This window comes from Corallococcus sp. AS-1-6, assembly GCF_020037015.1.
In the GTDB taxonomy this organism is placed as follows: Bacteria; Myxococcota; Myxococcia; order Myxococcales; family Myxococcaceae; genus Corallococcus.
On sequence record NZ_JAIQDE010000002.1, the window covers coordinates 399455 to 426360 of the forward strand.

General features: G+C 71.3%; 22 protein-coding genes. 12 read left to right on the forward strand and 10 right to left on the reverse strand.

Annotation, left to right across the window (positions count from 1 at the left end):
- Positions 1 to 21 precede the first annotated feature (21 nt).
- The 7 genes from K8612_RS04490 to K8612_RS04520 all read right to left on the reverse strand — a co-directional run bounded on the left by K8612_RS04490 (position 22) and on the right by K8612_RS04520 (position 9334).
- Positions 22 to 2709, reverse strand: coding sequence for an LPS-assembly protein LptD (locus tag K8612_RS04490; RefSeq protein WP_223761368.1), 2688 nt, complete (start codon positions 2707 to 2709; stop codon positions 22 to 24).
- A gap of 51 nt (positions 2710 to 2760) precedes the next feature.
- Positions 2761 to 4281: an AMIN domain-containing protein gene (locus K8612_RS04495; RefSeq protein ID WP_223761369.1), complete on the reverse strand. Its 1521-nt coding sequence runs from the start codon at positions 4279 to 4281 to the stop codon at positions 2761 to 2763.
- A 98-nt stretch (positions 4282 to 4379) separates the two neighbouring features.
- Positions 4380 to 5651 carry an alpha/beta fold hydrolase gene (locus K8612_RS04500; RefSeq protein WP_306799604.1) on the reverse strand — a complete coding sequence of 424 codons (1272 nt, stop codon included), beginning with the start codon at positions 5649 to 5651 and terminating at the stop codon, positions 4380 to 4382.
- 18 nt (positions 5652 to 5669) lie between these two features.
- Positions 5670 to 6986 (reverse strand): folylpolyglutamate synthase/dihydrofolate synthase family protein, encoded by a 1317-nt coding sequence (locus K8612_RS04505; protein WP_223761371.1) that lies wholly within the window; start codon positions 6984 to 6986, stop codon positions 5670 to 5672.
- A gap of 19 nt (positions 6987 to 7005) precedes the next feature.
- Complete coding sequence (gene accD, locus K8612_RS04510; RefSeq protein ID WP_223744056.1) at positions 7006 to 7857, reverse strand: acetyl-CoA carboxylase, carboxyltransferase subunit beta; 852 nt, start codon at positions 7855 to 7857, stop codon at positions 7006 to 7008.
- 69 nt (positions 7858 to 7926) lie between these two features.
- On the reverse strand, positions 7927 to 8682 hold the full coding sequence (locus K8612_RS04515; protein ID WP_120621281.1) for an MBL fold metallo-hydrolase: 756 nt from the start codon (positions 8680 to 8682) through the stop codon (positions 7927 to 7929).
- Between the two features lies 1 nt (position 8683).
- Positions 8684 to 9334 carry a Crp/Fnr family transcriptional regulator gene (locus K8612_RS04520; RefSeq protein ID WP_014398127.1) on the reverse strand — a complete coding sequence of 217 codons (651 nt, stop codon included), beginning with the start codon at positions 9332 to 9334 and terminating at the stop codon, positions 8684 to 8686.
- A gap of 152 nt (positions 9335 to 9486) precedes the next feature.
- On the opposite strand from K8612_RS04520, the gene purM reads away from it, so the two are divergent.
- The 3 genes from purM (at position 9487) to K8612_RS04535 (ending at position 11704) form a co-directional block, all read left to right on the forward strand.
- Complete coding sequence (purM, locus tag K8612_RS04525; protein ID WP_206792430.1) at positions 9487 to 10524, forward strand: phosphoribosylformylglycinamidine cyclo-ligase; 1038 nt, start codon at positions 9487 to 9489, stop codon at positions 10522 to 10524.
- Positions 10521 to 11186 (forward strand): phosphoribosylglycinamide formyltransferase, encoded by a 666-nt coding sequence (gene purN, locus K8612_RS04530; RefSeq protein WP_223761372.1) that lies wholly within the window; start codon positions 10521 to 10523, stop codon positions 11184 to 11186. Before purM ends, purN begins: the two co-directional genes overlap by 4 nt.
- Positions 11187 to 11272: 86 nt before the next feature.
- On the forward strand, positions 11273 to 11704 hold the full coding sequence (locus K8612_RS04535) for a DUF523 domain-containing protein (RefSeq protein WP_255671385.1): 432 nt from the start codon (positions 11273 to 11275) through the stop codon (positions 11702 to 11704).
- A gap of 41 nt (positions 11705 to 11745) precedes the next feature.
- Here the strand turns inward: K8612_RS04535 and K8612_RS04540 are convergent, their stop codons facing one another.
- Positions 11746 to 12813 carry an enoyl-CoA hydratase/isomerase family protein gene (locus tag K8612_RS04540; protein WP_223761374.1) on the reverse strand — a complete coding sequence of 356 codons (1068 nt, stop codon included), beginning with the start codon at positions 12811 to 12813 and terminating at the stop codon, positions 11746 to 11748.
- Between the two features lie 83 nt (positions 12814 to 12896).
- Here K8612_RS04540 and K8612_RS04545 point away from each other — a divergent pair, with 83 nt between their 5' ends.
- From K8612_RS04545 to K8612_RS04570, 6 genes are all read left to right on the forward strand, one after another.
- Positions 12897 to 13586: an HAD family phosphatase gene (locus K8612_RS04545; protein ID WP_223744060.1), complete on the forward strand. Its 690-nt coding sequence runs from the start codon at positions 12897 to 12899 to the stop codon at positions 13584 to 13586.
- Between the two features lie 85 nt (positions 13587 to 13671).
- Positions 13672 to 15192, forward strand: a complete 1521-nt coding sequence (locus K8612_RS04550) for an NAD(P)-binding protein (protein WP_223761375.1) — start codon at positions 13672 to 13674, stop codon at positions 15190 to 15192.
- A 104-nt stretch (positions 15193 to 15296) separates the two neighbouring features.
- The gene (gene rpmB / locus K8612_RS04555) at positions 15297 to 15488 is read left to right on the forward strand and encodes a 50S ribosomal protein L28 (RefSeq protein WP_014398134.1); all 192 of its coding nucleotides are present in this window, start codon (positions 15297 to 15299) and stop codon (positions 15486 to 15488) included.
- 23 nt (positions 15489 to 15511) lie between these two features.
- On the forward strand, positions 15512 to 16447 hold the full coding sequence (murQ, locus tag K8612_RS04560; RefSeq protein WP_223761376.1) for an N-acetylmuramic acid 6-phosphate etherase: 936 nt from the start codon (positions 15512 to 15514) through the stop codon (positions 16445 to 16447).
- A gap of 108 nt (positions 16448 to 16555) precedes the next feature.
- Entirely contained in the window at positions 16556 to 17719 is a 1164-nt protein-coding gene (locus tag K8612_RS04565; protein WP_223761377.1) for an anhydro-N-acetylmuramic acid kinase, read from the forward strand.
- Entirely contained in the window at positions 17716 to 18861 is a 1146-nt protein-coding gene (locus K8612_RS04570) for an ADP-ribosylation factor-like protein (RefSeq protein ID WP_223744064.1), read from the forward strand. The genes K8612_RS04565 and K8612_RS04570 overlap by 4 nt, the downstream gene beginning before the upstream one ends.
- Before the next feature lie 45 nt (positions 18862 to 18906).
- On the opposite strand, the gene K8612_RS04575 is transcribed toward K8612_RS04570, so the two are convergent.
- Entirely contained in the window at positions 18907 to 19992 is a 1086-nt protein-coding gene (locus K8612_RS04575; protein WP_223744065.1) for a DUF4388 domain-containing protein, read from the reverse strand.
- Between the two features lie 32 nt (positions 19993 to 20024).
- Between K8612_RS04575 and K8612_RS04580 the strand changes: the two genes are divergently transcribed.
- From K8612_RS04580 to K8612_RS04590, 3 genes are read left to right on the forward strand one after another with little or no spacing between them, the layout of a single operon-like run.
- The gene (locus tag K8612_RS04580; protein ID WP_223761378.1) at positions 20025 to 20960 is read left to right on the forward strand and encodes a metalloenzyme; all 936 of its coding nucleotides are present in this window, start codon (positions 20025 to 20027) and stop codon (positions 20958 to 20960) included.
- A gap of 12 nt (positions 20961 to 20972) precedes the next feature.
- The gene (locus tag K8612_RS04585; RefSeq protein WP_223761478.1) at positions 20973 to 21953 is read left to right on the forward strand and encodes a hypothetical protein; all 981 of its coding nucleotides are present in this window, start codon (positions 20973 to 20975) and stop codon (positions 21951 to 21953) included.
- Positions 21954 to 21991: 38 nt separating this feature from the next.
- Positions 21992 to 25084 carry an alpha amylase C-terminal domain-containing protein gene (locus tag K8612_RS04590; protein WP_223761472.1) on the forward strand — a complete coding sequence of 1031 codons (3093 nt, stop codon included), beginning with the start codon at positions 21992 to 21994 and terminating at the stop codon, positions 25082 to 25084.
- Positions 25085 to 25086: 2 nt separating this feature from the next.
- Here the strand turns inward: K8612_RS04590 and K8612_RS04595 are convergent, their stop codons facing one another.
- Positions 25087 to 26904, reverse strand: coding sequence for a TldD/PmbA family protein (locus K8612_RS04595; protein ID WP_373692078.1), 1818 nt, complete (start codon positions 26902 to 26904; stop codon positions 25087 to 25089).
- Positions 26905 to 26906: the final 2 nt, after the last annotated feature.

Sequence of the window (26906 nt, forward strand, 5' to 3'; positions counted from 1 at the left end):
CTCGCGTACGGCGGGTGATTCCTATCCACCCGACCCGAAGGATCCGAATCCGGCCACACTCAGGTTCACGCCGGCGAACTCCGGCGACTGGTTGCGCCGCAGGATCACCACCCCCTCGATACGCCAGCAGTCACAGGCGGGTCCATACGACACGCCAAAGGTCTGCTGCGCAAGGGGCTGACTTTCCTGGGTAATCAGATCCTTATAAAGCGGTTGCACCAACGCTTCGTATCGCAACCCGAGCCCGAATCCGAGCTTGATTCGCGTACCGACAGTGAGTGCCTGCGCCCGCTCGGTCGGAGAGGGGTCGACCTGGTCATTGTGGGACGGCAGGGGACGAGGTGCGTCTCCTACCAGCATGTCCACTCCCCGACGGACGAAATCGGGTCCCTGTGCCAGGGGATCCAACCCACGATCAATTGACAATTGTTTCACGGCCAGCAGGTCGTCGTAGCGGGCGTACAGCGCGTTGCCCTTGCCGTTGTCGATGGTGAAGTCGGCGGACAACTGGGTGATGTCGAGCGTCGTGGGATCCATGCGCACGAGCCCGCCCGCGGTGAGGACCCCGGCGCTGGCGGACAGGCGGGCGAAGGTGTCGCGCAGCACGCTGCCCTGCACGCTGTCCCGGCCCGCGACGGGCGAGATGCGAGACAGGTCAAAGCCCTGGCCGATGCGCAGGCGCAGCGGTTCGCGGGTGGAGGGCCCCTTGCGGACGCGCAGCGTCTGGTCCACGGCGACCACGGCGTGGAGGAAGCCGCGCACGCTGCCGTCGGACTGGAGCGGCACGGCGGAGTCCCATTCGTCATAGACGAGCGGCACGGTGCCGGTGCCGCCGCCGTTGAGGGCGGTGAGCCCGTGGCCCCAGCCGCCGGGCACGTAGCGCAGGGCCACGGACGGGGACACCGTGTGCCGGTAGAGCGTGTCCCGGTCCACGAAGGTGCGCGCCAGTTGCGAGTCCAGCACCAGGTCCGCCAGCGCATAGCCGCGCGCGGCGGTGCGGCCGGAGACCTCGCCCACGGACACGTCCTGGCGCAGCGCCACGGAGGGCGTCAGCCGGCCCCAGTCGCCCAGCCCGTAGGACGTGGACAGGCGCGGGGCCAGCGACACGCGATCGCGTCCCTCGCGCTCGGTGGGGTCCAGGCGGCCGTTGCCCTCCAGCTCATCGGGTACGCCTCCGCTCTCCAGGGGCGTGCCCTCGGGGCGCCAGGCGCCGTTGAGGGAGAAGAGCCCGTCGGAGCCGTCGTCCGCGAAGCCGCCGCTGCGCAGGGGCGCCAGCCGGCTGTACTCCACCTGCATGCCGCCCATCACCCGCCCGCCGAAGAGGGGCCGCTGGGGCAGCGCCAGGGTGATGCCCGGCAGGCGCTGGAACGTCGTGGGGCCGTGGGGGTTGGTGGCGACGTTGTCCGCCGTGGCCACGGCGGGGATGGTGTTCGTCTGGAAGAAGCGGAACGGGTAGCGCAGGTCCTGGCGCAGCGACACGTCCAGCCCCAGGTAGCGGTCGTCACGGCGCTGGTACACCATGGCGGTGCTGCGCAGGTAGTTGGTGTTCTGCACCAGCAGGTCGGCGGTGAGGTCGCGCGTGTAGAAGCCGTCCGACACGAAGTACGCGTCCACGCGGTCGTGCCAGCCGTCACCCAGGTCCTGGGTGTGCTGCCAGGACGCCTCGCCGCGCAGGCCCCGCTTCTCGTCGACGATCTCCGACGTGTAGTCGCGCACGCCGGGAGCGACCTCCCGGTAGACGCGGAGGAAGTCGTAGGTCGTGGGGTTCAACCGGGGGCGGAGGTCGTAGAGGAAGCCCAGCGTGGCCCGGCCGCGCGTGCGGTCGCTGGGGACGTAGCGGAACTCGGTGAGCAGCCGGGGGCCCTTCACGCCGTTGGTGCGGGGCTCGCGGATCTCCCGCCCCTCGCGCTGGGTGTAGAACGCGTTCGTGACGTCGCCGCCGCCCGTGTAGATGCCCGGCGTGAACGTCAGGTCGTAGCTCTCCCCCAGCGTGACGAAGACGGGCTGCTCCAGCCCGAAGCCGTTGAGGCCGGAGTTGGACGGACGGGGGATGAGCAGGCCGGTGCGGCGCTCGGCCAGGGGCAGGTACAGCCACGGCAGCGCGAACACCGGCACCGAGCGCACGTACACCACGGGCCAGGTGAGGATGGCGCGCTCGCCCATCTTCACGTTGGCCTCCTTCGCCTCCACGCGCCAGCCCGGCTCGCCCGGGCCGCACTGGCACGGGGTGAAGGCCAGGCCGTCCACGGAGAAGGCCGTCTCGCCGGTGCGGCGGATGCGCGTGCCGCTCATGAGGACGGGCGTCTCCCCCAGCTTGCGCAGCTCGTCCGGCGTCTTGGCGGCCTGGAGCGCTTCGGGGGTGACGCCCTTCTTCTGCATGAAGAGGCCGCCCTTCACGTTGGCCTCGTTGGAGCGCAGGTCCACGCGCACGTCGTCCGCGATGGCGGCCATCAGGCCGCTGACGAACATCACGTTGCCGGTGGCGGTGGCCACCTGCGTGGCCTCGCTGTACGTGACCTCGTCCGCGCGCAGCACGTTGGGGCCGCTGCGCAGCTCGCAGTGGCCCCGGGCGGTGAGGATGTCGTTCTCGTAGACGACGTAATCGGCCGCGAGCTCCACGACCTCGCCGGTGGGCAGCTCCACCTGCGTGGCCAGCGGAATCTGGGCCGACACCCAGAGCGTCAGGACGACCGGGGCAAGGAAGGTCATGCGGGAGGCGTGGGCGGTGGGCGCCGTGCCGGCAACGGCGCCCGACCCGTCCTACCGGCCCGGACGCGGGAAGTCGAGGGTGATGAGGCCGCCTTCCTGGCGTGTCTCATAACGAACCCCCTGCTTGAGCTGGATGACGACGCGCACCGACTGGCCCGCGTTGGAGAACGCCTCCACCCGAGACACGGCCGACGGGAAGAAGTGCGTGTCCAGGGGCAGCGTGTTGTTGGACTCCACCACGCGCGTGTTCTCCAGCTCCAGCACCACCTGGTTGCCGGAGCCGTTCACCGTGTAGCGCACCGGCTCGTTGGTGCGCACGAAGACGCGCGAGCTGTCCGGCTGCTGCTGGAAGCCAATCTGCGTCATCGTCTTGCGCCGCAACGACACCGCGCCCCCGCCGCTCTCGCGAGACGTGGACGCGGCGCTGCCCTGGCTGGGGCGGGCGCGCGACTCACGGGCCGCCACGGCCTGCTCGCGGCGCTCACGGGCCTCCGCCGCGCGCTGGCGCTTCGCCTCGGCGGCGGCCTCGCGGGCCGACTGCTGCTCCTCGCGGCGGGCCTGCGCGGCGGCCTGGCGCTCCTCATCCTTCTGGCGCTTCGCCTCGGCGGCGGCCTGCGCGGCGGCGCGCTTCTGCTCCGCGGCCGTCTTCGCGGAGGCCTGGCGCTCCTCGGCGGCGGCCTGGGCGGCGGCGCGCTTCTCCTCCGCGGCGGCCTGGGCGGCGGCGCGCTTCTCGTCGGCGGCGGCCTTCGCGTCCTCTTCCCGCTGGCGCTTCTGGTCGGCGGCGGCCTGCGCGCTGGCGCGGCGTTCGTCCTCGGCGCGCTTCGCGGCGGCCTGGGCCTCCTCCTCCTGACGCTTGCGCTCCGCGGCGGCGGCCTGCTCCGACGCGCGGCGCTCTTCATCCTGGCGCTTCGCGGCGGCCTGGGCCTCCTCCTGGCGCTTGCGCTCCGCGTCCGCGTCCGCCTTGGCGCGGGCGGCGGCCTCGGCGGCGGCCTTCTCCTGGGCCTCGCGCTCCGCCCGGGCGGCGTCCGCGGCGGCCTTCACGGCCTTCTCCTGCGCCTCCCGGTCCGACGCGGCGGCGCGGGCCGCGTCCTGCGCGTTGGAGCCGGCCTGGGTGTTGGCCGCGGCGGTCCCCTGCGCGGGGGCGCCCTGCCCTTCCGCGGGGGTGAGCTGCGCGACGGCCGCGTTGCCCCCGCCGCCCAGGACCTTCACCACCAGCTTGTTACCGGAGGCCTGGATGTCCGTCTCCACCTCGCGCTCATAGCCGATGAGGATGCGCGCGATGGACGAGGACTCCGTGCCATAGGCCTGCGTGCGGATGCCCGTCACGGTGCCATTGCCCACCGGCAGCTCCTCGGGCACGTCCTTGAAGACGGCGCCGGACACGTCGATGACGAGCCGGGGCGGGTCCGTCATGGTGAAGCTGTTGAAGTCCGCCTTCTTGCTGCCGGTGATCTCCACCGTTCCGCCGCTCACGGTGACGGACGTGATGGTGTTGAAGTCCACCGGCTGCTGAGCCAGCGCCACCAGGGGCACCAGCCACAACCCGAGCAGTGACACCGCCAAGCCCTTCATCGACCACTCCCGTGACATGCGTCAGAAGACAGACGCGCGCGAAATTATCACGCACCCGGGAGGCACCAACTTTTCAGTCCGGCCGGAACGTCCGCGCTTCAACGCAAGCGCGGCATGGACGGCGAGCGCGTGCGGTGCGTGCGGGTGTATTCGATGAGGTTCTTGATGTCGTAGCAGATCTGCCGGATGTCGTGCCCCATGGTGAGCTCGACGTGGCTGTTGCCCTTCACCGGGCGCCACAGCAGGTACTCGCTCTTCGCGGCGCGGTACACGCTGCGCGTGGACTCCACGGACGCCAGCGGATCCATGTCCCCGAAGATGATGGCCATGGGGATCTCAATCTTCCCGAAGCCGCGCTTGAAGTCGTAGTCCGTGCGGTAGCAGACCATCTCGCCGCGGCGGATCCACCGGGCGAACTGTTCAATCACCTTGCGGGGCTCGCGCTCGCCGCCCTCGCGCAGGAGCCACCGGATGTCATCGCGGCTGACACGCTCCGTGTTGATGAGCCGGTTCAGCTTGCGCGTGAAGCGCTGATACAGCGCGGACTCATCCGCGTGCGCCAACTGGCGCTCCACCCACTTGAGCACCACGTCCACCGGCACCGCGTTGAACACGAGCGGCTTGGGCGCGTCCGGCTCCAGGCGCTTCTGGAGCGCGGGGCTGAAGGCGCCCGCCCCCTTCGCCAGCAGCGAGCGGCCCACCGAGGACGCGCGGCGGTTCAGGTTCAGCCCGCCCAGCGTCATGTCCACCGCGCCCGCGAGCAGCGGCGAGCCGTGCGCCAGCATGCGCAGGAGCATGAAGCCGCGCCCCAGGTCCGCGGGCGACCCGATGGTGATGAGCCCCTCGAAGTCGTCGTGGATGCCGGCGTAGCCGTAGCCCAGCATGCCGCCCATGGAGTGGCCGCAGTAGAAGACGCGCTCGCGCCGGGTGATGCGCTTGACGCCGGAGACGGCCGCCGGCAGGTCATAGAGGAAGTAGCTGTCCAGGTCCCAGCCGTAGTCCAGGTCCTGCGGCAGCGGGCGCTTGAAGCGCTCCGCGCGCTCCTTCTGGAAGGCGATGGAGCTCTTGCCGTGCCCGCGCAGCTCCAGGATGTGGATGTCCACGCCGAAGAAGAGCAGGTTCTTGACGAACTGGCCGCTCGTCCACGTGTGCCGGTTCTGGGAGAAGCCGTGCACCAGGAGCAGCGGCTCACCGAACAGCGGCTGCGCGAACGCCTGTTTCACCGGCCGGTAGCGCGTGATGACGAGCGACCAGCCGTCCGCCGTCTCCACCACGTAGTTGGTCTTGGAGTACAACGCCCGGAAATCGACCTCATCGACGGTGGGCATCGGAGGTCCCGGAAGCGCTGATCTCCAGTCCGGCAGGCGCATGTCGCAAAGTTACTGCTGCTACCGCATCGCGCCAAGGCTTCGGTCAACCCATCGCTTCACGGCGCCTACCAGGAACAGTGAGCCTGTAGCGAGCACGACGCCATCTGGACGACCCACTGCATCGGCCCTCGCTCCGGCAAGTGCGTCCTCCAGGGAGGCGTGCGCGACGACCCGTGAACACAAAGCCCCGGCTTCCGCCATGTATCGCTCCGGGGCAAGCGAGCGCGGCGTGTCCAGCGGCGTGAGGTGCACGGAGGCCGCCAGCGGGAACAGCGCCCGCATCATCGGCCCCCGGTCCTTGTCCGCCACCACCCCGAACACCAGGTGCAACGGCCGCCCGGCGTAGAGGGCGCGCAGGGCCTCCAGCAGCACCGCCACGCCCGCCGGGTTGTGGGCCCCGTCCACCACCACCGTCGGGCCCTGGGCCACCTCCTCCAGGCGCCCCGGCCAGCGCGCGGTGGCCAGGCCCTCGCGCGCGGCCTCCGGCGTCACCGCCACGCCCCGGGCCCGGAGGGCCTCCAGGCAGGCCAGGGCCACGGCCGCGTTCTGACGCTGATACGGCCCGCGCAGCGCGAGCGTGAGACCCTCCAGCGACCAGCCGGGTCCCCGATACGAGAGCGTCCCATCGGCCCCGGGGACGATGCCGAAGTCGCGGCCCTCCACCTGGACGGGCACGGCCAGCGCCTCCGCGCGGCGCAGGAGCGCGTCCAGGGCCTCCGGCTCCTGCCGGGACAGCACCACCGGGACGCCCGGCTTGAAGATGCCGGCCTTCTCCCCGGCGATCTCGCGGAGCGTGTGGCCCAGGTACTCCATGTGGTCGAAGGACACGGGGGTGACGCAGGTGACGACGGGGTCCGCGGCGGTGGTGGCGTCCAGCCGGCCGCCCAGGCCCGTCTCCAGCACGGCCACGTCCACGCGCTCGCGGGAGAAGTGCCAGAGCGCGACCACGGTGCCGAACTCGAAGTACGTCATCGGGTCCGACAGCGCGGAGGGGTAGCGCTCCAGGACCTCCAGGATGCGCTGGCCGAAGACGGCGTCCGGGATGTCCGCGCCGGACACGCGGATCCGTTCGTTCACGCGCACCAGGTGCGGGGACGTGTAGAGCCCCACGCGGTGCCCGGCGGCCTCCAGCGCCCGCGCCACGAAGGCGCAGGTGCTGCCCTTGCCGTTGGTGCCGGCGACGTGCAGCGCCGGGTAGTCGCGCTCGGGATGGCCGAGCGCGGCGAGCGCGTCCCGCACCCGCTCCAGGCCCAGCTTGATGCCGGAGGGGTTGAGCGCCTGGAAGAAGCGCAGGGCCTCTTCCGGAGTCCGGGGGGCGGCGCGGGGCGCGTCCATGCGTGGAGGGTCCGCCGCCCTACCCCAGCATGCCGAGGATCTGCCCCAGCTTCGCGCGCAGGTCCTTGCGGTGGACGATGGCGTCGATCATCCCGTGGTCCAGCAGGAACTCCGAGCGCTGGAAGCCCTCCGGCAGCTTCTGGCGGATGGTCTGCTCGATCACGCGCGGGCCGGCGAAGCCGATGAGGGCCTTGGGCTCCGCGAGGATGATGTCGCCCAGCCAGGAGAAGGACGCGGCCACGCCGCCCGTGGTGGGGTTGAGCATCACGGAGACGTACGGCTTGCCGCTGGTGCGGAAGCGGGCGATGGCCGCGGACGTCTTCGCCATCTGCATCAGGGAGAAGATGCCCTCCTGCATGCGCGCGCCGCCGGAGGCGGAGAACACCACCGCGGGGCACTTGAGCTCGAAGGCGCGCTCGAACACGCGCGTGACCTTCTCCCCCACCACGGAGCCCATGGAGCCGCCCATGAACTCGAAGACGAAGCAGCCCACGGAGACGGGGTGGCCCTCGATGCGGCCCACGCCGGAGATGAACGCGTCGTTCTCCTCCAGGTTCTTGCGCGTGGACTTGAGCCGGTCCTTGTACTTCTTGGAGTCGGTGAAGCCGAGCGGGTCCTGGGGCTCCAGCTCCTTGTCGAACTCCTCGAAGGAGTCCGGATCCAGCGTGGCCGCCAGCCGCGCGCGAGCCGTCCACGCGTGGTGGTGCTCACAGTGCATGCACACCATCCAGTTCTTCTCGAGCTCCTGGCGGTAGATGATCTCGTCGCACTGCTCGCACTTGGCCCAGAGGCCCTGCATGCGGGAGGGCTGGGGCTCGGCGGCTTTCTCTTCGTCGACGGCGATGCGGGGCTTCTTGGAGAACCAGGCCATGAGGCCCGGGGGTTAATCCGCCCGCCTTTGGCCGTCAATACCCGCGTACGCCGCGCCGCGGCACGTCCCCTAGAACTGGAACGTCTCGCCCAGCTCCAGGACGTTCACGGGCAGCGGGGCCAGCTCCTTCTTGAGCTGGGTCACGAAGGCGGGCTTCAGGTGGTAGAGCATCACCTGGGCGCCGTTGCGCTCGAACTTGCGCAGCTCCGAGCCCACGGTGGCGGGCGTCAGGTGGCCGGAGATGTCCGCCAGGGCCTGGAGGCTGTTGGGGAAGCTGGTCTCCAAAAGCAGCGCCTTCAGGTTCTTCGTGGCGTTGAGCGCCTTCCACAGCTTGTCCGTGGGGCCGGTGTCGCCGCTCATGGCCAGCGCGGACTTCCCGTCGCTGATGATGAAGGCGCACGACTCCACGGGGTGGCTCACCGGCACGCTCTTCACGGTGTAGGGGCCCACCTGGAAGGTGCTGCCGGCGCGGAAGGTCTTGATGGCCAGGACGGGCTTGTGGCGCGTGGGGATGCGCGTGAAGTCCGGCCACAGCGCGTTGTTGAACATGTTCTCGCGCAGCGCCTTGGCGCACTCGCGGGAGGCATGGATGGTGACGGGCTTGTCCCGGCGGCCGATGACCAGGTCGGCCAGCAGCGGCAGGTCCTTCACGTGGTCGAAGTGGCTGTGGCCGACGAGGATGTCGTCGACCTTGCAGAGCTGATCCAGCGAGAGCGTGCCGGTGAGTGCGCCCGCGTCGAGCGCGAGCACGTCGTCCACGAGGAAGCAGGTGCTCCTGCACGTGGGAAGCTCGCCGCCGTGGCACCCGAGGACTTGCAGCTTCACGCTAGAGGTCTCCGAACTTCCACTTCATCTCGAGGTAGTTGAGGAAGTCATGCAGCCGGGCCGTGTCATACACGGTCACCCTGTCACCGCTGCGCTCGATGAGGCCCGCGCGCTCTAGGCGCTCCAGCATGCTGCGCACCGCGGGCTCGCCCACGCCGATCTGCCGGGGCATCTCCCGGATGGCGAAGTCCACCTCCACGCCCTCCTCCAGCGGCCGGCCGCGCGTCTGGCAGGCCTGGAGGATCTGATGCACGACGCGGCTGGCGGGGTCGCCGTGGAGCAGGTTCTCGATCTGGGCGTCCGCCTCCGACAGGCGCTCGGCCAGCTTCTTGATCATCCGGACGGCGATCTCCGCGTTGCCGCGGATCATCGCCTCGAAGGTCTTGGGGTCGATGACGAGCAGCTTCGCGTCGTCATGCACGACGGCGGAGGCGTTCCGGGGCTTGTTGGAGATGATGGCCATCTCCCCGAAGAATTCGCCCGGGCCCAGCACGGCGAGCACCTTCTCCACGTCGCGCACGCGCTTGGAGATGGCGATCTTCCCGGACTGGATGACGAACATCTCCTTGCCGATCTCTCCCTCGCGGAAGAGCTCGGTGCCCTTGGGGAACTCCTTGCCAAAACGTTGAAAGAGGGTTTCCTCGGCGCCCATCTGGCCCGCGAGTCAATCAGCCCCCACCCCACCGGTCAAATATCCCAGACCGATATCGTGCGGGCGCCCGAGGGCAGCGCGCCGCCGCAAACCCGACACGTCCCTTCCGAGGCCCGAGACAGGGGCGCCGGGGAGGGGTACAAGGCCGGCCCGTGGGAACGACCTACAAGCAGTCCGGAGTAGACATCGAGGCCGGCGACGCGTTCGTCGAGAAGATCAAGCCCCATGCCGCGCGCACCACGCGCCCTGAAGTGTTGGGCGGGGTGGGTGGGTTCGGCGGCCTGTTCGCACTGCCGCCCGGCAAGTACCAGGCGCCGGTGCTGGTGGCGGGCACCGACGGGGTGGGCACCAAGCTGAAGGTGGCCTTCCTGGCGGGGCGGCACGACACGGTGGGCATCGACCTGGTCGCCATGTCGGTGAACGACATCCTCACCTGTGGCGCGGAGCCGCTCTTCTTCCTGGACTACTTCGCCACGGGGAAGCTGGAGGTGGACGCCGCGGCGGAGGTGGTCAAGGGCATTGCCCTGGGCTGCGAGCAGGCGGGGTGCGCGCTCCTGGGCGGGGAGACGGCGGAGATGCCGGGCTTCTACGCGCGGGGCGAGTACGACGTCGCGGGCTTCTGCGTGGGCGTGGTGGAGCGGTCCGCCATCATCGACGGCAAGACGGTGAAGCCGGGGGACGCGCTCATCGGGCTGACGTCGTCGGGGCTGCACAGCAACGGCTACTCGCTGGCGCGCAAGGTGCTGCTGGACGACGCGAAGCTGCCGCTGGACATGACGCCGCCGGGGCTGGACCGGCCGCTGGGTGACGCGCTGCTGGAGCCCACGCGCATCTACGTGAAGGACGCGCTCGCGCTGTGCCAGGCCGTGAAGGTGAAGGGCATGGCGCACATCACCGGCAGCGGCATCCCGGGCAACCTGCCCCGGTGCCTGCCGGACGGGACGCGCGCGGTGCTGAGCGAGTCCACGTGGAAGAAGCCGGCCATCTTCGACCTCATCGCGAAGACGGGCGGCGTGGCGCGCGACGAGATGTTCAGCACGTTCAACATGGGCCTGGGCCTCATCGTCGTGGTGGCGAAGGAGGACGTGGCGAAGGCGCTGGAGGTGCTGCGCGCCCGGGGCGTGGAGGCGTCCGAGGTGGGCCGGGTGGAAGCGGGCCAGGGCGAGGCCACGGCGGTCATCGACCCATGAGCGCGCGGCGGGCGCGGCTGGGGGTGCTCGTCAGCGGCGGCGGGAGCAACCTGCAGGCGCTGCTCGACGCGGCCGGGCAGGCGGACTACCCGGCCGAGGTGGCGTGCGTGCTGTCCAACGTGCCCACGGCGTTCGCGCTGGAGCGCGCCCGGAAGGCGGGCGTGCGCGCGGAGGTGGTGGACCACAAGGGCTTCGGGTCGAAGGCGGACTTCGAGGCGGCGGTGCTCGGCGTGCTGGCGGACGCGGGCGTGGAGTGGGTGTGCCTGGCGGGCTTCATGCGGCTGGTGAGCGCGGACTTCCTGAAGCGCTTCCCGGGGCGCGTGCTCAACATCCACCCTTCCCTGCTGCCGGCGTTCCCGGGCCTGCATGCGCAGAAGCAGGCGCTGGAGCGCGGCGTGAAGGTGGCCGGGTGCACGGTGCACTACGTGGACGCGGGCACGGACACGGGCCCCATCATCGCGCAGGCGGCGGTGCCTGTGCTCCCGGAGGACGACGAAGCGAGCCTGAGCGCGCGCATCCTCGCGGAGGAGCACCGGCTGTATCCGCTGGCGGTGAGGCTGGCGGTGACGGGCGCGGTGACGCTGGACGGGACGCGCACGAAGGTGGCCGCGCGGGTGACCGGAGACGGAATGGCGCTGCGCAGCCCGGGTGCCCCGAGGTGACCAAGGCCGAGCACGCGCCCTCGGAGGAAGGCGAAGCGTCCGCACGTGAGGCACGACGAGAGGCCCTGCGCGCGGCCCCCACGGTGATGGTCAGCGCGTGCCTGCTGGGCGAAGCCTGCCGCTACGACGGGCGCTCGCAGCGTTCGGAGCGCGTGCTCGCGGCGCTGGAGGGCAAGGCCGTCATCCCCATCTGCCCGGAGGCCGCCGCGGGCCTGGGCATTCCACGGCCTCCCGTGGACCTCGCCGGTGGCACGGGCGTGGACGTCTGGGCCGGCCGTGCGCGGGCCCTCACACGGGAGACGCGCGAGGACCGCACCGCCGCGTTCCAGGACGGCGCCCGGCAGGCCCTGGACGCCGCCCGGCGATTCGACGTCACGGTGGCGCTCCTGAAGGAGAAGAGCCCCTCGTGCGGCAGCCAGCGCGTCTACGAGACAGGCGTGCTGCGCCCCGGTGAAGGCATCACCACCGCGCTGCTGCGCGCGGACGGGCGCACCGTCGTGAGCGACGAAGATCTGTAGCCACCTCGCGCCGGAGGTGACTCCGTCGCGGCGAGCGTTGATCAGCCCAGCGAGGGCAACTCCAGCTCGTCACCCGGCCGAGCCGCGAAGCACGCCTCCACCTCCGCGTCGCCCACCTCCGCGAGCGTGGCCGGGTTCCAGCGCGGCTTCTGATCCTTGTCCACCAGCACCGCGCGGATCCCCTCCTGGAAGTCCGGCCGCGCGGTCAGCGCCTGGCTCAACCGGTACTCCATGCGCGCCGTCGCGTCGTAGTCCTGGCCGCGCCCGATGCGCAGTTGCCGCAGCGTCACCCGCAGGCTCGTGGGCGACATGCGCAGCAGCGCCGCGCGAGTCTCCTCCGCCCACGCCGTCCCCTCGCGCTCCAGCGCCGTGAGGATGTCCTCCACACGGTCCCCCTGGAAGCACCGGTCGATGACGTCCGCCCGCGCGGCGAGCCCCGAAGCACCGGGCTCCTGATGGAAGCCCTGGAGCACGCGCGCCACCACATCACGCCCCGGTCCACTCCAGTCCGCGGCCTCCAGCGCACGCAACACGTCCTCCATCCGCGACGACTCCACCCGATGCGTCGCGTAGCCCAGCCACAGCGCATCCGCCGCGTCACACCGCGCGCCGGTGAGCCCCAGGTACGTCCCCGCCTCGCCGGGGAAGCGCGGCAGGAACCACCCTCCGCCCACGTCCGGGAAGATGCCGATGGCCGTCTCCGGCATCGCGAGCACCAGCTTCTCCGTCACGATCCGGAAGGCCCCGTGCACGGACAGCCCCAACCCGCCGCCCATGCAGATGCCGTCCACCCACGCGATGAACGGCTTGGGGAAGTGGTGGATCCGATGGTTGAGCGCGTACTCCGCCCGGAAGAACTCGCGCGACAGCGACGTGTCCGACCGTGCGACCGAACCAGCCACCGCGCGCACGTCCCCTCCCGCGCAGAAGGCCCGGCCTCCGGCCCCGCGGATCACCACCGCCTTCACGGACGGATCCACGGCCCAGGCGTCCAACCGGGGATGCAGCGCGCGGCACATCTCCAGGGAGAGCGCGTTGAGCGCCTTCGGTCGGTTGAGGGTGACCAGGCCCACGGCCCCCCGAGTCTCCAGCAGCACGTCCTCGCTCATGGCGTGGGGGATATCAGCCCGGAAGGGGCTCGCACGGGAGATTCAGGGGTGACATGGCGGCGGAAATCGGTATTGGGGAGAACATGACTTCCGCAGCCGCCCCCCTGCTCGCCGCCGTCTTCGACATGGATGGCACGCTCGTCGACAACATGGACTTCCACAACCGCGCCTGGGTGTCGCTCGCCCGGAAACTCGGCCTGGAAGACCTGACGGCGGAACGTTTCCAGAACGAGTTCGCGGGAAAGAAGAACGAGGAGATCCTCCCGCAACTGCTGGGCCGCACCCTCTCCGTCGCGGAGCTGAACGCGCTCGCGGAGGAGAAGGAATCCCACTACCGCGCCATCTACCGCCCCTACCTGGCGCTGCACCGGGGCGCGGAGGGCTTCCTCCACCGCCTGCGCGACGCGAGCCTGCCCCTGGCCGTGGCCACCGCCGCGCCGCACGGCAACCGCGAGCTGGTGCTGGACGGGCTCGCCGTGCGTCCGCTCTTCGACTGTGTCGTCGGCGCCGAACAGGTGACCCGCGGCAAGCCCGCGCCGGACATCTTCCTCGCGGCGGCGAAGGCGCTCCAGGTGCCCCCCGAGTCGTGTCTGGCCTTCGAGGACGCCATCAACGGCGTGCTGTCCGCGCGCGCCGCCGGCATGGTCACCGTGGGCATCACCACCACCACGACCGCGGAGGCGCTGAAGAACGCGGGGGCCCACTACACCGCCCCGGACTTCGACACGCTGCCCCCGGAGCTGCTCGCGCGCCTCTTCAAGTCCAGGGCCTGAGGGGCGGATACGCCCCACCCCGGGTGAGCCCTGGGGGCGCCAAAAGGGCGCCAGACGCGGTGACGTTGTGTAGTGTTCGGCGGCCATGTCGACGTCCGCCGCCAAACTCAAGCTCCCCTCGGGCCCGTCCCGGCACGTGTACGACGTCATCGTGCTGGGCAGCCAGGTCGGAGGCGCGCTCGCCGCCGCGCTCCTGGCGAAGCGCAACCACCGCGTGTTGCTGGTGGAGCACGACGGCATGGGGCCCGGCTACGAGCACGACGGCTTCGTGCTGCCCTACGCCCCCTTCGTCGCGCCGCCCCTCAAGGCGATGCCCGCCGTGGACGAGGCCCTCAACGAGCTGGGGCTGTCCACCGCCATCGGCCGCGCGCTGCGGCCCCACGCGCCGGAGCTCCAGCTCGTGCTGCCCCGGAACCGGGTGGACCTGACCGCGGACGCCGCCCGCCGCCGCGCGGAGCTGACGCGCGAGTTCGGCGAGGCCGGCGAGGGCATCCAGGGCGCGCTCACCGGCAGCGCCGCGCAGCACGAGGCCACCGACGCCTTCTTCAAGGCCGGGCCCCAACTGCCGCCCGACGGCTTCTTCGAGGGCTGGAAGCTCAAGGGGCAGATCAAAGAGCACCCGGCGCTGGAGGCCACGCCCCGGCTCGCGGGCGATGATCCGGCGCTGACGCTGGTGCGCGGCCTGCTGCCCTTCCTCGTCCACCTGGAGAAGCCCGCCGCGCCCCTGGCGCAGACGCGGGCCCTGTCCCAGGTGCTCACCGCGCCGTCCACCTACCCCGGCGGCATGGACGCCCTGCGCGACGTGCTCACCCGGCGGCTGACGGAGCTGGGCGGCGACGTGCTGGGCCGCGACAACCCGGCGGGCTTCATCGTCGAGGAGCTCGCGTTCGACGGCAGCAAGTTCTCCGGCGTGAAGCTGGTGCGCTCGGACACGCTCTACCGCGCGTCGTGCCTGGTGACGGCCACGGACTCCGGGGCGCTGCGCCGGCTGGTGACGGACAAGAAGCACCACCGCGGCCTGCTGGAGCACCTGGACCAGTCCAACATCAAGTCGCTGCTCTTCAGCGTGAACTGGGTGGTACCGGAGGCGGCGCTCCCACGGGGCATGGGCGAGCTGGTGCTGGTGGACACGCAGGACCCGGAGCTGGGCCCGCTGCTCGTGCAGCAGCACCCGGCGCGCACGGCCGCGGCCTCGGGCCAGAAGGACGTGGAGGGCGTGCGCGTGGTGTGCGCCGGCGCCTTCGTCCCGGCCTCCGCGCGCGAGGAGGGCGAGGAGCACCTCCAGGCGCTGGCGAAGCGCATCGACGAGCACCTGGACCGGCTGATGCCCTTCACGAAGCAGCACCGCGCGCTGCGCTCGGTCCCCTACCTGGACGCCGGGGGGGTGCGCGGCAGCCGGCTCATGCCCCACCCGCTCTACAGCTTCGAGACGGAAGCCTTCCTGGGCGTCACGGGGTTGAAGCAGCGCACGCCCGCGAAGAACGTGATCCTGGCGGGCCGCGAGGTGCTGCCCGGCCTGGGCCTGGAGGGCGAGCTGCTCGCGGGGATGCGGGCCGCGCGCCTGGTGCAGGACATGTTGAAGAAGAAGGATCCGCTCAAGGGATAGGCCCCGGGTCGGATCCGGCTGGATTTCCGGCCTGTTTCTGGTAGGGTCCGCCGCTCTTTTATGGGCTGCTGTCGAACGCCCCAGTTTTCAAGGAGTTAGCAGTCATGGCGTGGAAGTGCGACCTCTGTGGGAAGCGTCCGCTGGTGGGTAACAACGTCAGCCACGCGAACAACAAGACCAAGAAGCGGACCCTGCCGAACCTGCAGAAGGTGCGCGCGAACGTGAGCGGCAGCATCGAGCGCGTCCTGGCCTGCACCCGCTGCATCAAGGCGGGCAAGGTGACCAAGGCCGCCTGAAGTCCGGGAGCCTTCCGGTGGGCATGACGCGCGCTCGAAAGTCCGCGCTTCCGCCCACCGAACGGCTCCATCCCCGCGCGGATGACCTGGACCTCCTCCCTGTCGAGGCGGTCGTCCGACGGTTGCATCAAGAAGACCAGATCGCGCTCCGCGCGGTCCGTGAGGCGTTGCCGTCCATCGCGGCGGCGGCCCGGGCCGTGGCGGAAGCGTTTCGTGCTGGCGGCCGGCTGCTCTACGTGGGCGCGGGAACCAGCGGTCGGCTCGGCGTGCTCGACGCGAGCGAGTGTCCCCCCACCTTCGGTGTCCCGGCGACGCGGGTCCAGGCGGCCATGGCGGGCGGCCGGCGGGCCCTGACGCGCGCCGTGGAGGGCGCCGAGGACGACGTCGCCGCGGGGGCCCGGGCGGTGCGCGCCTTCCGGGCGACGGCGCGGGACGTGGTGTGCGGCATCACCGCGTCGGCCTCCACGCCCTATGTCCGGGGCGCGCTGGACGCGGCCCGCGAGCGCGGGGCGCGCACGGTGCTGGTGTGCTGCAACCCGCCCGGGCCGGCCATGCGCGCGGACACGGTGGTGCTGGCGCGCACGGGGCCGGAGGTGGTGGCGGGCTCCACGCGGCTGAAGGCGGGCACGGCGACGAAGCTGGTGCTCAACGCCATCACCACCGCGGCCTTCGTGTCGCTGGGCCACGTGTACCGGGGGCGCATGGTGGACGTGCGCCCCACGAACACGAAGCTGCGCGCCCGGGCGGCGCGGATGGTCGCGGAGCTGACGGACCTGCCCCCGGCGAGGGCGGAGGCGCTGCTCCAGGCCGCGGGTGACCACGTGAAGCTGGCGCTGGCCATGCACTTCACGGGGCTGACAGCGGCCCAGGCGCGGCGGCGGATGAAGGACGCGGGCTTGCGAGGGCTCGAACGCCCGGCGGCGGTACGAGCGGCTTCGGGCCGGCGCTCGTCTCGCTGAGCGGACTTCCTCCGGAATCCGACAGCGAGGGCGTCACTCCCAGACACACGGGGGTGCCCTCCGGGCCGGGGTCCGGCGGGCGTGGGAGCAGGCCTTTAGACTTGGCGCATGCGCCCCGCCACGCCCCCCTCCCCCTCCCTGCCGCCCCGGCTGTGCGTGGGCGTGCTGTCCGGCACCAGCGTGGACGCGGCGGACGCGGCGCTGTGCCGGGTGGACGGCACCGGCGCGGACGTGAGGCTCCAACTGCTCGCGCATGTCTCCCAGCCCTTCACGCCGGACCTGGTCGCGCGGGTGCTGGGCCCCCAGGACGCCCGGAGCCTCTGCGCGCTCAACTTCGAGCTGGGTGAGCGCTTCGCCGAGGCCGTGCTGGCCGTCATCGCGCGCGCGGGCGTGAAGCGCGAGGACGTCCACGTCGTCGGCTCGCACGGCCAGACGATGGCCCACCTGCCCCCGGACCTGTCCGCCATCGCCTCCACGCTCCAGATTGGCGAGGCGGCCGTCATCGCCGAGCGCACCGGCCTGCCCGTCGTCAGCGACTTCCGCACCCGCGACATGGCGGTGGGCGGCCAGGGCGCGCCGCTCGTGCCGTACCTCGACTGGGCCGTCTTCCGGAACCGCGAACGGCCGGACGTCACGCGCGCGTTCCTCAACCTGGGCGGCATCGCCAACATCAGCGTCGTGGGCCACCACGTGGACGACACGCTCGCCTTCGACACCGGGCCCGCGAACATGGTGCTGGATGGCCTGGCGCGCCGGGTGACGAAGGGCCAGCTCGCGTGCGACCGCGACGGGAGCCTGTCCTCCCAGGGCCAGGTCATCCCCGCGCTGTTGGAGGATCTGCTCGCGCACCCGTTCCTCGCGCGTCCGCCACCGCGCAGCGCGGGCCGCGAGGGCTTCGGCGAACCGCTGGTGGAGCGGCTCTGGGCGGCGGCCCCGGAGCGGCCCCACGACTTGATGGCCACCGCGCGGGCCTTCACCGTGGAGGCCACCGCGCGCGCCTTCGACACCTGGGTGCGGCCCCGCTTTCCCCGGCTGGAGGCGGTGTATGTCTCCGGCGGCGGAACCCGGAATCCGGTGCTGATGGCGGACCTGCGGGCGCGGCTGGCCCCGGTGCCGCTGGAGCGGCTGGACGTGCTGGGCTTCCCCGAGGAGGCGAAGGAGGCGGCCCTCTTCGCCCTGCTCGCGGCGGAGCACCGGGCCGGGACGCCCGCGAATGTTCGCCCGGCAACTGGCGCCGGGCGCCGAGTCGTTCTAGGTAAGCTGACACCGTGAGCAGCGTGAACCTGATGGCCCGCGAAGTGGCCGCGAAGATCGTCTTCTACGGCCCCGGCCTGTCGGGGAAGACGACGACCCTGCGAAAGGTCTACGAGACCGTTCGCCCGGCCCACCGCGGCGAGATGATGTCCATCGCCACCGAAGGCGACCGGACGCTCTTCTTCGACTTCCTGCCGGTGAAGGTGGAGCGCGTGGGCGACTGCTCCGTGCGCCTGGCCCTCTACACCGTGCCCGGGCAGGTCTTCTACAACGCCACCCGCAAGCTGGTGCTCCAGGGCGCGGACGGCGTGGTGTTCGTGGCGGACTCGCAGGCGGAGGCCATGGACGCCAACCGCGAGTCCCTGGCGAACCTGGAGGAGAACCTCCTGGAGAACGGCATCCGCCTGGAGAACTTCCCGCTGGTGATGCAGTGGAACAAGCGGGACCTGGACAACATCCTCTCCGTGGAGGAGCTGCGCCGGGAGCTCAACCCGCGCGGCGTCCCCGACTTCGAGACGGCCGCCGCCAACGGCCGCGGCGTGATGGACGCGCTCAAGACCATCACCCGGCTGGTCATCAAGGACCTGCGCGCCAAGCGCATCGTCCCGCCGCCCCGCACCGCCCCGGCGGCCACGGCCCCCGCGGGCCTGGAGGCGCAGCTCTCCCAGCACCTGCACCAGCGCCAGCCCCCGGCCGCGCCGCCGTCCGCCGCGCCCAAGACGGGCGCCACCGCCGTCGCCACCACGCCCGTGCCCCGCACGCTGACGGCGCCCGCCCCGCCGCGCGTGGAGCCCGCCGCGGTGCCCGCCGTGGCCGTGGCGCCGGTCACGGGCAGCAAGCTGCTGGGCCCCACGAGCGCGCTGGCGCCGGGGGACCTCTTCGACCACGCCCGGGCCGCGGAGGCCGCCTTCACCGCCGGGGACTACACCACCTGCGTCACCGCCTGCACCGACGCCGTCCGCCGCGCCATGGCGTTCGCGGGCGAAGGCTCCCTGGCCCAGCAGGCCTTCCTGCTGCACGTGGACGGCTCGGACCTGCTGCGCCTGCAGGGGCTGTCCACGCTGCCGCAGTTGCGCGTGGACGACGCGGCGTTCGCGCTCTACGTCCTGATGCAGGTCTTCGTGCGGCTCAACGCCGTGGGGCTGCCCACCGCCGGGTGATTCGCCGGGGCCCGGCACCAAGCCGGTGCCCACGGCGCTCCGGCTTCAGCGCGGGAGCGTGAGCTCCAGGAGCCCCATGCGGTGCAGCTTGGCCAGCGTCTTGAGCGTCTCCAGCTCCCGCGCGGGGCTGGCCAGCACCAGCGTGGACACGTCCCACGTCCCGCTGATGAGCCCGGCGATCTGCCGCTCCTCCGGCTTGAGCATCACCATCGCCTGCGGGGATTGGATCAGCCGCGGCACCACCAGCGGCGGCAGGTCCGCGTAGAGCGCGGCCACGTGCTCGCGCTGCACCAGGCGCGCGAACTCGCGCACGCGCCGGTCCGCGGGGTCGCTGGCCAGCAGCGACGCGCAGACGATGCCGGCCGCGTCGTACTGGCCCTCGCGCATCAGCACCGCGCCCTTCTCCAGCATCTCCGCCACGGGGTCGGCTTCCACCTGCGGCGCGCCGTCCACCTCCACCAGCTTCGCGCGGAGCAGCTCGTGCACCCGGCGCGTCACCGACGAGCGCGACACGCCCATGGACAGCCGCAGCCGCCCCAGGTTCTGCGGCGTCGTCGTCAGCGCCAGGATGATCCGGTGCATCAGCGGCTGGCTGGGGCTGGGCGGCGACAGCGCCCTCACGCTCAGCGCGTCGATGGGCAGCGCCTTGTCCACGTCCCCCTGCTCGTCCACCCAGCGCAGGGACTCAAAGAGCAGCTCGCGGATGCTCATGTCGGACGGCACCCAGTCCTCGCCGGTGCGGTCCGCGTCCTCCGTCCAGTGGAACGTGCCCTGCCCCGCGATGGTCAGGTCCGTCATCGCCGCGAACAGCTCCTCGCGGCCCAGGTCGCGCACCCACCGCGCCTGCACGCCGTGCGCGTCGAAGGCCGCGTCCACGTCCGGCGTGCGCGCCAGCTCGTCGAACGCCGCCAGCACGCGCGTGCCCGCGGCCAGCTTCGGCAGCGACAGCAGGCGGGCCACCCGGCCGCGCAGGCCTTCGCTCGCGGTGGCGCCCACCTGGCCGGACAGGAGGAACAACTTGCGCTCGCCTGCCTCCCACGACAACTGGAGCGTCCCCGTCTTGCGGGAGCTGTCCAGCCATTGAAGGAACTCGGGGAGCGGGTAGCTGAAGAGGTCGCCGTGGATGGCCATGCGTGTCGGATTCGAGGATACAGTCCCGGGCCGTGCGCGTCGCGGTCCTGTTCATCGACGGGGTGGGCATCGGGCGGAAGGACCCCGCCGTGAACCCGCTCGCGGACCGGGACCACCTGCTGTCCTGGTTCCAGGACGCCCCCGTCCCCGTCCTGCCGCATGGCGGCGTGGGCCTTCCGGTGGACCCCACCTTCGGCGTGCCCGGCCGGCCCCAGTCCGCCTCCAACCAGACGGCCATCCTCACCGGGGACCCCGCCCCCGTCCTCGTGGGCGGCCACGTGCTGGGCTACCCCAACACCGCCCTGAGGGACCTGCTCGCGGAGCGCTCCATCGTGCGGCGCCTCAAGGCCGCGGGCCGCACCGCCACCTTCGCCAACGCGTACCCCGCGCCCTACCTGGACGCGCTCGGCGTGCCCCGGCGCCCGTCCACGTCCCCGCCGGAGTTCACCCTGCCGGAGCGCGCCGCGCGCAAGGTGCGCCCCTCCGCCGCGAAGCTCGCCTTCGCCGCGGGAGCCGAGCCGCTGCGCACGCTGGACGACGCGCGGGCCGGCGACGGCCTCACCCACGACATCACCGGCGCCGCCGCGCGCGCGCACGGCCTGGACGTGCCCTACCGCACGCCCGCCGAGGCCGCGGCCCTCTTCTGGCGCATCGCGGGGCGGGCGGACTTCACCTTCTTCGAGCACTACCTCGCCGACGAGGCCGGCCACGCCCGGGACTTCACGGCCGCCCGCCTGGCGCTCGACACCTTCGACGCCTTCCTGCGCGCCGTGGCGGCCACCCGGCCAGACGACGCGCGCGTGCTGGTGTGCAGCGACCACGGCAACGTGGAGGACCTGTCGGTTCGAGGACACACCGTGCACGCCGTGCCCATGCTCTACTTCGGCCCCTCCGCTCCGGAGGTAGCGTCGTTCTCCACCGTCGCGGACGTGGGCCGCGCGGTGCTGCGCTGGCTCGGGGCCAACTAGAGGGACGTGCGGATGCGGGTGGGCGGTACCGGACGAAGGAGCCTGCTGCCCGCCCTGCTCTCCTTGCTCGGGACGACGCTGCTCTTGTCCGCGTGCGCCGCCGCGCCGAAGAAGGCCGCCGAGCCCAGCGCCACGCTGGCGCTGCCCGGCGGTGAGTTCCGCTTCGAGCACTCCGCCAGGGACGCCCAGGCCGCGGACATGGTCCGCCGCGCGGTGGAGAACGCCTTTCCCCGCCTGGCCCGCTGGGGCACCTTCCAGGAGCCCGTCACCCTGGTCATCCACCCGAACCACGCCGCCCTGGAGCGCGCCGCCCGCCGCTCCGGCTACGACTTCCTGCGCGCCTGGGCCCGCTACGAGCAGGTGGAGGTCCAGAGCCCCCGCACCTGGACGCGCGCCGGCGCCACCCAGAAGCAGGTGGACGAGCTGCTCCTGCACGAGCTCACCCACAGCCTCATGTGGCAGGCCTCCGCCACCGTGTCGGACTGGACGAAGAAGGGCATCCCCCTGTGGTTCAGCGAGGGCATGGCCTCGTACACCGCCGGCCAGGGCTACCGCGTCCCCAGCCTGGAGGACCTGTCCCGCTTCCTCCACGACCACCCCCAGGCGGATCCGCTCGCCCGCGCCGAGTCGCTCTACGAGACGGAGAACGCCACCGTCTACGGCGCCGCCCACCACGCCTTCACCTTCCTCATGGAGCGCTACGGCGAGAGGCGCGTCCGCCGCGTCCTCGCCGCCATGCGCGGAGGCCAGGACTTCACCGGCGGCTTCCTGGAGGCCATCGGCCTGCCCGTGGACGCCTTCCTCCGGGACTTCCGCCGCTACGTGTACCTGCGCGGCTTCAAGGGGGGCCGGCTGGCCCCACCACCGCCCCCTCCGCGCCCGGAAGTCCGCGGAGTTCCTGGGAATCCACAGCTCCCAGCGTCACCTGCCCCACATTCGCCCACTTCCGCGCCACCGGACACAACTCCGGAGGCCCCAAGTCCGACAAGTTGAGCATGCCCGCTATGCGTGGGCCGCCGGAGGATTGCCCCGTGACTGATTCGAAAATCAACCGCCCGAAACTCACCTCGACGCCCGCCACGGGTAGCACCTCCCCCAACGCCGCCACGCTGGCGGAGCGCCAGAAGGCCGCCGCCGCGAAGGCCGCCGCCGCGAAGCGCAACCTGTCCGGCTTCGAGTCCGCTCCGGCCACGGGCACGCGCGCTCCGGTGGCCGGCACCGGCAACCTGGCCCGCTCCGCCAACGCGAGCGCGCTGCTGGGCGCCGCGCCCACGTCCGCGGTGAAGAACGGCGCGACGGTGGCGAACCCCACCCCGCGCACCATCACCTTCACGTACGACGCGGGCCCGCACGCGGCGCTCACCAACCCGAAGCTCAAGGGAAGCTGGGACGCGGACGGCCGCTACAGCGCGCAGTGGTCCTCGGGCGGCATCCCCATGAAGCCCTTGGGCAACGGCAAGTACGAGGCCACGGTGAAGGTGGCGGACGACGGCCTGGCGCACAACTGGGAGTGGGGCGTCAGCGTGGACGGCCCGTCCGGCAAGGACCAGTGGGCGGTGATGGGCGAGGGCAACCTCAAGCTGGACCTGTCCAAGTCCACCGCGTCCTACTCGCCCACGACGTACCACACGATGGGCGCGCAGCGCTCCGGCCAGGACGTGAACTTCAAGTTCTGGGCGCCGGACGCGCGGGCGGTGCAGGTGAAGGTGACGGACAAGGAAGGCCGCGAGCAGCGCATCCCCATGACGCGCGACGAGGGCGGCAACTGGACCACGCAGGCCAGGGGCGCGTGGGCGCAGATGGAGGGCAAGGCCTACGTCTACGAGGTGGTGGACTCCACGGGCGCCGTGAGCGACCGGCCGGACCCCTACGCGCGCCGGATGATGGGCGAGCAGCGCGGCCTGGACCGGCTCTACCTGGACCCCAAGCGCGGCAAGGAGGTGGACCGCTACTTCCCCGGCGCCACCGGCCTGATGCGCTTCGACATCGACAGCGCGGAGGACGCGGACAGCGCGTACCTCGTCCTCAAGGACGGCGACGGCAACCCGCTCAACAAGCAGCAGCTCCAGGAGCGCCTGGGCCGGTTCGACGACACCCTCATCGACAAGCTGCACGGCGGGAAGTTCAACGACTTCTGGTCGCGCAACGTCACCGACGACGGCCGCATCAAGATGACGAACCAGGCCGGCGCGTGGACCGCGCTCGTCAATGATCCGGAGAAGCTGGCCGGCCTGCGCTACGAGTTCCAGGTGTTCGACAAGGACGCGCAGGGCAAGCTGCACCTGCGCGACGACGTGAACAACGACGGCAAGCTGTCCGACGTGGAGCGCCGGGCGTCGGCGGAGAACGACCCCTGGAGCAACCTCATCACCAAGGGCAGCGGCGTGGACTTCCGCGGCTCCATCCTCACCGACCCCACGACGTTCCAGTTCAAGAACGACGACGTCCCGCGTGAGAAGGATCCGTCCAAGTGGGTGGTGTACCAGCTCCACCCGGGCAGCTTCCTGGGCGAGGCGGGCAACGCCAACCGCTCCACCATGGAGGACCTGATCAAGAAGCTGGATTACTTCAAGGAGCTGGGCGTCACCACGCTGGAGCTGCTGCCCACCAACGAGGTGGAGGGCGCGCGCAACTGGGGCTACCTGGGCGTCAACAGCCTGGCCACGGAGAGCTCCTTCGGCTTCGAGGACGAGAACGGCCAGTGGGTGGAGGGCGACGAGGCCCTCAAGCGCTTCATCGACGCGGCCCACGGCAAGGGCCTGAACGTGGTGTCGGACGTCGTCTACAACCACGTCTTCGGCGACCACAACGGCCTGTGGAACGTGGGCGGCCCCAGCAACCCCTACTTCAACTGGTCCAAGGAGCCCGGCCAGTTCGAGCAGCGCGACACCCCGTGGGGCGCCGTGCCCGCGTACAACACGCCGCAGGTGAAGCAGCTCTTCGTGGACCACGCCGTGCAGCAGATCGCCGAGCTGAAGTTCGACGGCCTGCGCTTCGACTTCACGGAGCCCATCAAGGGCACGGGCGGCAAGGACGGCTGGGACATGCTCCGGGAGATCAACCGCCAGGTGCACTTCCTCAACCCCAACGCGTGGACCGTGGCGGAGCAGTTCGACTACGAGCCGGACATCTCGCGCCCGGCGAAGTCGGACGGCACGGGCGGCGGCTTCGACGCCCAGTGGTACACGGAGTTCCAGCACCGGCTGGTGCGTGACAACAGCAAGCCGGGCCTCATCCAGGCGGCCTCGCGCGGGATGAAGACGGACGTGGACGCGTTCGTGAACCTGATGACGAACCCGCGCGGCCTGGACGGCTGGAAGCACGCGCTGTCCATCATCAGCAACCACGACGAGGTGGGGAACGCCGAGCGCACCATGAACACCGCGGAGGGCGCGGAGGCCACCGACTTCCCGGACAACTGGTCGCGCGGCGCCGCCCGCTTCGCCGCCGGCATCGGCATGGCCGGCCCCGGCATCCCCATGTTCTTCCAGGGTGACGAGTTCGGCGCCCAGAACGACTTCCGCTGGGGCAACCCGTCCACCTGGGACAGCGACTGGAGCTGGCAGGACGTGGGCCAGGGCGTGGACTTCGGCAAGGTGACGTTCAACGACACCACCAGGGCCACCTACGAGCGCCTCTTCAGCCTCTCCCCGGACGCGCGCGCGAAGGACAGCGCGTACAAGGCCTTCTCCGCGGACGACAAGAAGCTGTTCGCGGAGGTGGCCGCGCTGCCCGCCTCCGAGCGCAAGGACGCGATGCTGGACATCACCCGCCGGCAGTCCTTCAGCTTCTACAAGGACGCCATCGGCCTCAGGAACAGCAGCAACGCCTTCAGCGCGGCGGCGGAGGTGAAGCGCGTCTACACCCACAACGACGACAGCGTGATGGCCTTCACGCGCAAGTCCGGCAACGAGGAGTTCCTCGTGGTGGGCAGCCTCAACAAGAAGAACCTGGAGGGCTACGCGCTGCCGCTGCCCCCGGGCCAGTGGAAGGAAGTGCTGAACAGCGACGCCGCGGTGTACGGCGGCGGCAACTTCGGCAACTACGGCGCCACGCTGAACGGCGGGAACACCCCGGTGAACATCCCCGCCGCCGGCTACGTGGTGCTGAAGAAGGTCGGCTAGCCCTACTTCGTCTCCGGTCCGGCCGTCCCCTTCTGGAGGGCGGCCGGGCTGGAAAGCAGCGGCGGCCGATCCTTGCCCTCCATGGCGCGCTGCAGCTCCAGCTCCTGGAGCAGCACCGCGGGCGCCACGGTGGACACGGGCACGTTGCCGCTCTCCGCGCCGCAGAAGCCGTTGAACACGCCCAACCGCTGCCCCGTGGCGAGGATGCGGTTCACGGACGACAGCGGCGTGCCCACGATCTCCACGCCGCGCACCAGCGTCTCTTCACCCGTCTTCACGTCCACGCGGTACACCATGCGCGGCACGCCCTTGAAGGCCTGGTAGCCGTAGCTGGACGTGTTGGTGTTGCCCCCGGTGATGTCGCGGATGATGAGCCCGTACGGCTTGCCCTGCCGCTTCGCCTCCGCGATGAGCAGCTTCTTCAGCTCCGCGTCGCTCACCTGCTTCGTGCTGTCCACCATCAGGTTCGCCATGCGCGCCACCGGCTGGAGCGTGCCCTGGCCGCGCCCGTGGCCGTTGGACTTCGGGAAGCCCTCCACCGGGTGACGGCTCATCAGGTAGCCCTTGAGCACGCCCTGCTCCACCAGGCTCACCGGCTGCCCCTTCACGCCCTCTTCGTCATAGAGGTAGTAGCCGTTGAGCGGCTCGCCGTTCACCTCGCGCCGGGACGGATCATCCCGCAGCGACAGGAACGCCGGGAGGATCTGCTTGCCCTCCTGTCCCTTGAACGTCTTGCCGTCGGTGTCGCCGTCCTGCCGGTCCGCCTCCAGCCGGTGGCCCAGCGTCTCGTGGAAGAGCACGCCCGCGGCCTCCGGCGCCAGGATGGCCGGGCCCGCGTACGGGGTGATGGCCGGCGCCTGCCGCAGCGCGAGCAGCTCGTCGATGACCTTCTGCGCGGCCTCGTGCACGCGCGCCTCGCTCGGCATCCCCGCCTCCGTGGGCAGGTAGAAGCTGCGCGAGTCGTCCAGCAACTGCCCGTCCGGCGCGCGCGTCACCGCGGAGACGTGGAACGCGTACAGCGTGTCCTCCGTGATGAGGCGCGTGCCCTCCGAGGACACGAACAGCCGGGTGACCTTGTCCGCGGTGATGCGCACCTCTGAATCGAACAGCTCCGGGTGCGCGTTGAAGCGCGCGGACACGTCGCGCGCCAGCTTGCGCCACTTCGGACGGTCGAACGGGAACGGCACCGGCGGCTGCACGTAGGTGGCCGGCGTCTCCCGGGAGAAGGACGCGGGGCGCTTGGGGTCCTCCACCGTGTAGACGTCCTCGCCCTTCTTCTTGAGGTACTGGAAGAGGGCGGCCTTGTACTTCTCGTCCGTGACCAGCCACAGCGCCGTGCGCAGCGCCAGCGGCGAGTCGTCCTGCGGCCCGTCCTTGCGCGCGGTGAAGCTGGAGCCCTTGCTGGTGCTGAAGCCGAAGTCGAGCGAGTCCGCCACGGAGCTGTCGTACTCGTAGCTGCCCACGCGCACGTCCACGCCCAGCTTGCGCTCGCGGTAGTCGTCGTCCTGGAACAGCGCCCCGTAGCGCGCGATGATCAACCGCGACTCGTAGTCCTTCACGCCGTAGCTGAGGAAGTACGGCGCCTCATGGCCGCTCACCTTGAGCTGCTGCTGGTTGCGCTGGAGCTCCGCGCTCATCGCGTCCAGCAGCGGGGCGCGAGGGTCGGGAGCGGGTGCCGCGCCCATCAGGAAGGACGCGGCCAGGAACAGCGGGAACAGGGGACGAAAGGAGCCAGGCACGGCCCCGCACTGTAGCCAGAAACGCGGCAAGGGCCCTCCCCTCACGCTCTTCGCGTGAAGCGAGGACCCTCCTGCCCGCATGC

Excerpts from the sequence above, each read along its gene's own strand:
- K8612_RS04585 (WP_223761478.1), top strand. The coding sequence starts at position 20,973 with ATGCGGGTGGGCGGTACCGGACGAAGGAGCCTGCTGCCCGCCCTGCTC.
- K8612_RS04520 (WP_014398127.1), bottom strand. The coding sequence starts at position 9,334 with ATGGGCGCCGAGGAAACCCTCTTTCAACGTTTTGGCAAGGAGTTCCCC.
- K8612_RS04505 (WP_223761371.1), bottom strand. The coding sequence starts at position 6,986 with ATGGACGCGCCCCGCGCCGCCCCCCGGACTCCGGAAGAGGCCCTGCGC.
- K8612_RS04535 (WP_255671385.1), top strand. The coding sequence starts at position 11,273 with ATGGTCAGCGCGTGCCTGCTGGGCGAAGCCTGCCGCTACGACGGGCGC.
- K8612_RS04575 (WP_223744065.1), bottom strand. The coding sequence starts at position 19,992 with ATGGCCATCCACGGCGACCTCTTCAGCTACCCGCTCCCCGAGTTCCTT.
- K8612_RS04490 (WP_223761368.1), bottom strand. The coding sequence starts at position 2,709 with ATGACCTTCCTTGCCCCGGTCGTCCTGACGCTCTGGGTGTCGGCCCAG.
- murQ (WP_223761376.1), top strand. The coding sequence starts at position 15,512 with ATGACGCGCGCTCGAAAGTCCGCGCTTCCGCCCACCGAACGGCTCCAT.
- K8612_RS04500 (WP_306799604.1), bottom strand. The coding sequence starts at position 5,651 with ATGCGCCTGCCGGACTGGAGATCAGCGCTTCCGGGACCTCCGATGCCC.
- K8612_RS04540 (WP_223761374.1), bottom strand. The coding sequence starts at position 12,813 with ATGAGCGAGGACGTGCTGCTGGAGACTCGGGGGGCCGTGGGCCTGGTC.
- purN (WP_223761372.1), top strand. The coding sequence starts at position 10,521 with ATGAGCGCGCGGCGGGCGCGGCTGGGGGTGCTCGTCAGCGGCGGCGGG.
- accD (WP_223744056.1), bottom strand. The coding sequence starts at position 7,857 with ATGGCCTGGTTCTCCAAGAAGCCCCGCATCGCCGTCGACGAAGAGAAA.
- K8612_RS04565 (WP_223761377.1), top strand. The coding sequence starts at position 16,556 with ATGCGCCCCGCCACGCCCCCCTCCCCCTCCCTGCCGCCCCGGCTGTGC.
- K8612_RS04550 (WP_223761375.1), top strand. The coding sequence starts at position 13,672 with ATGTCGACGTCCGCCGCCAAACTCAAGCTCCCCTCGGGCCCGTCCCGG.
- rpmB (WP_014398134.1), top strand. The coding sequence starts at position 15,297 with ATGGCGTGGAAGTGCGACCTCTGTGGGAAGCGTCCGCTGGTGGGTAAC.
- K8612_RS04495 (WP_223761369.1), bottom strand. The coding sequence starts at position 4,281 with ATGAAGGGCTTGGCGGTGTCACTGCTCGGGTTGTGGCTGGTGCCCCTG.
- K8612_RS04595 (WP_373692078.1), bottom strand. The coding sequence starts at position 26,904 with ATGCGGGCAGGAGGGTCCTCGCTTCACGCGAAGAGCGTGAGGGGAGGG.
- K8612_RS04545 (WP_223744060.1), top strand. The coding sequence starts at position 12,897 with ATGACTTCCGCAGCCGCCCCCCTGCTCGCCGCCGTCTTCGACATGGAT.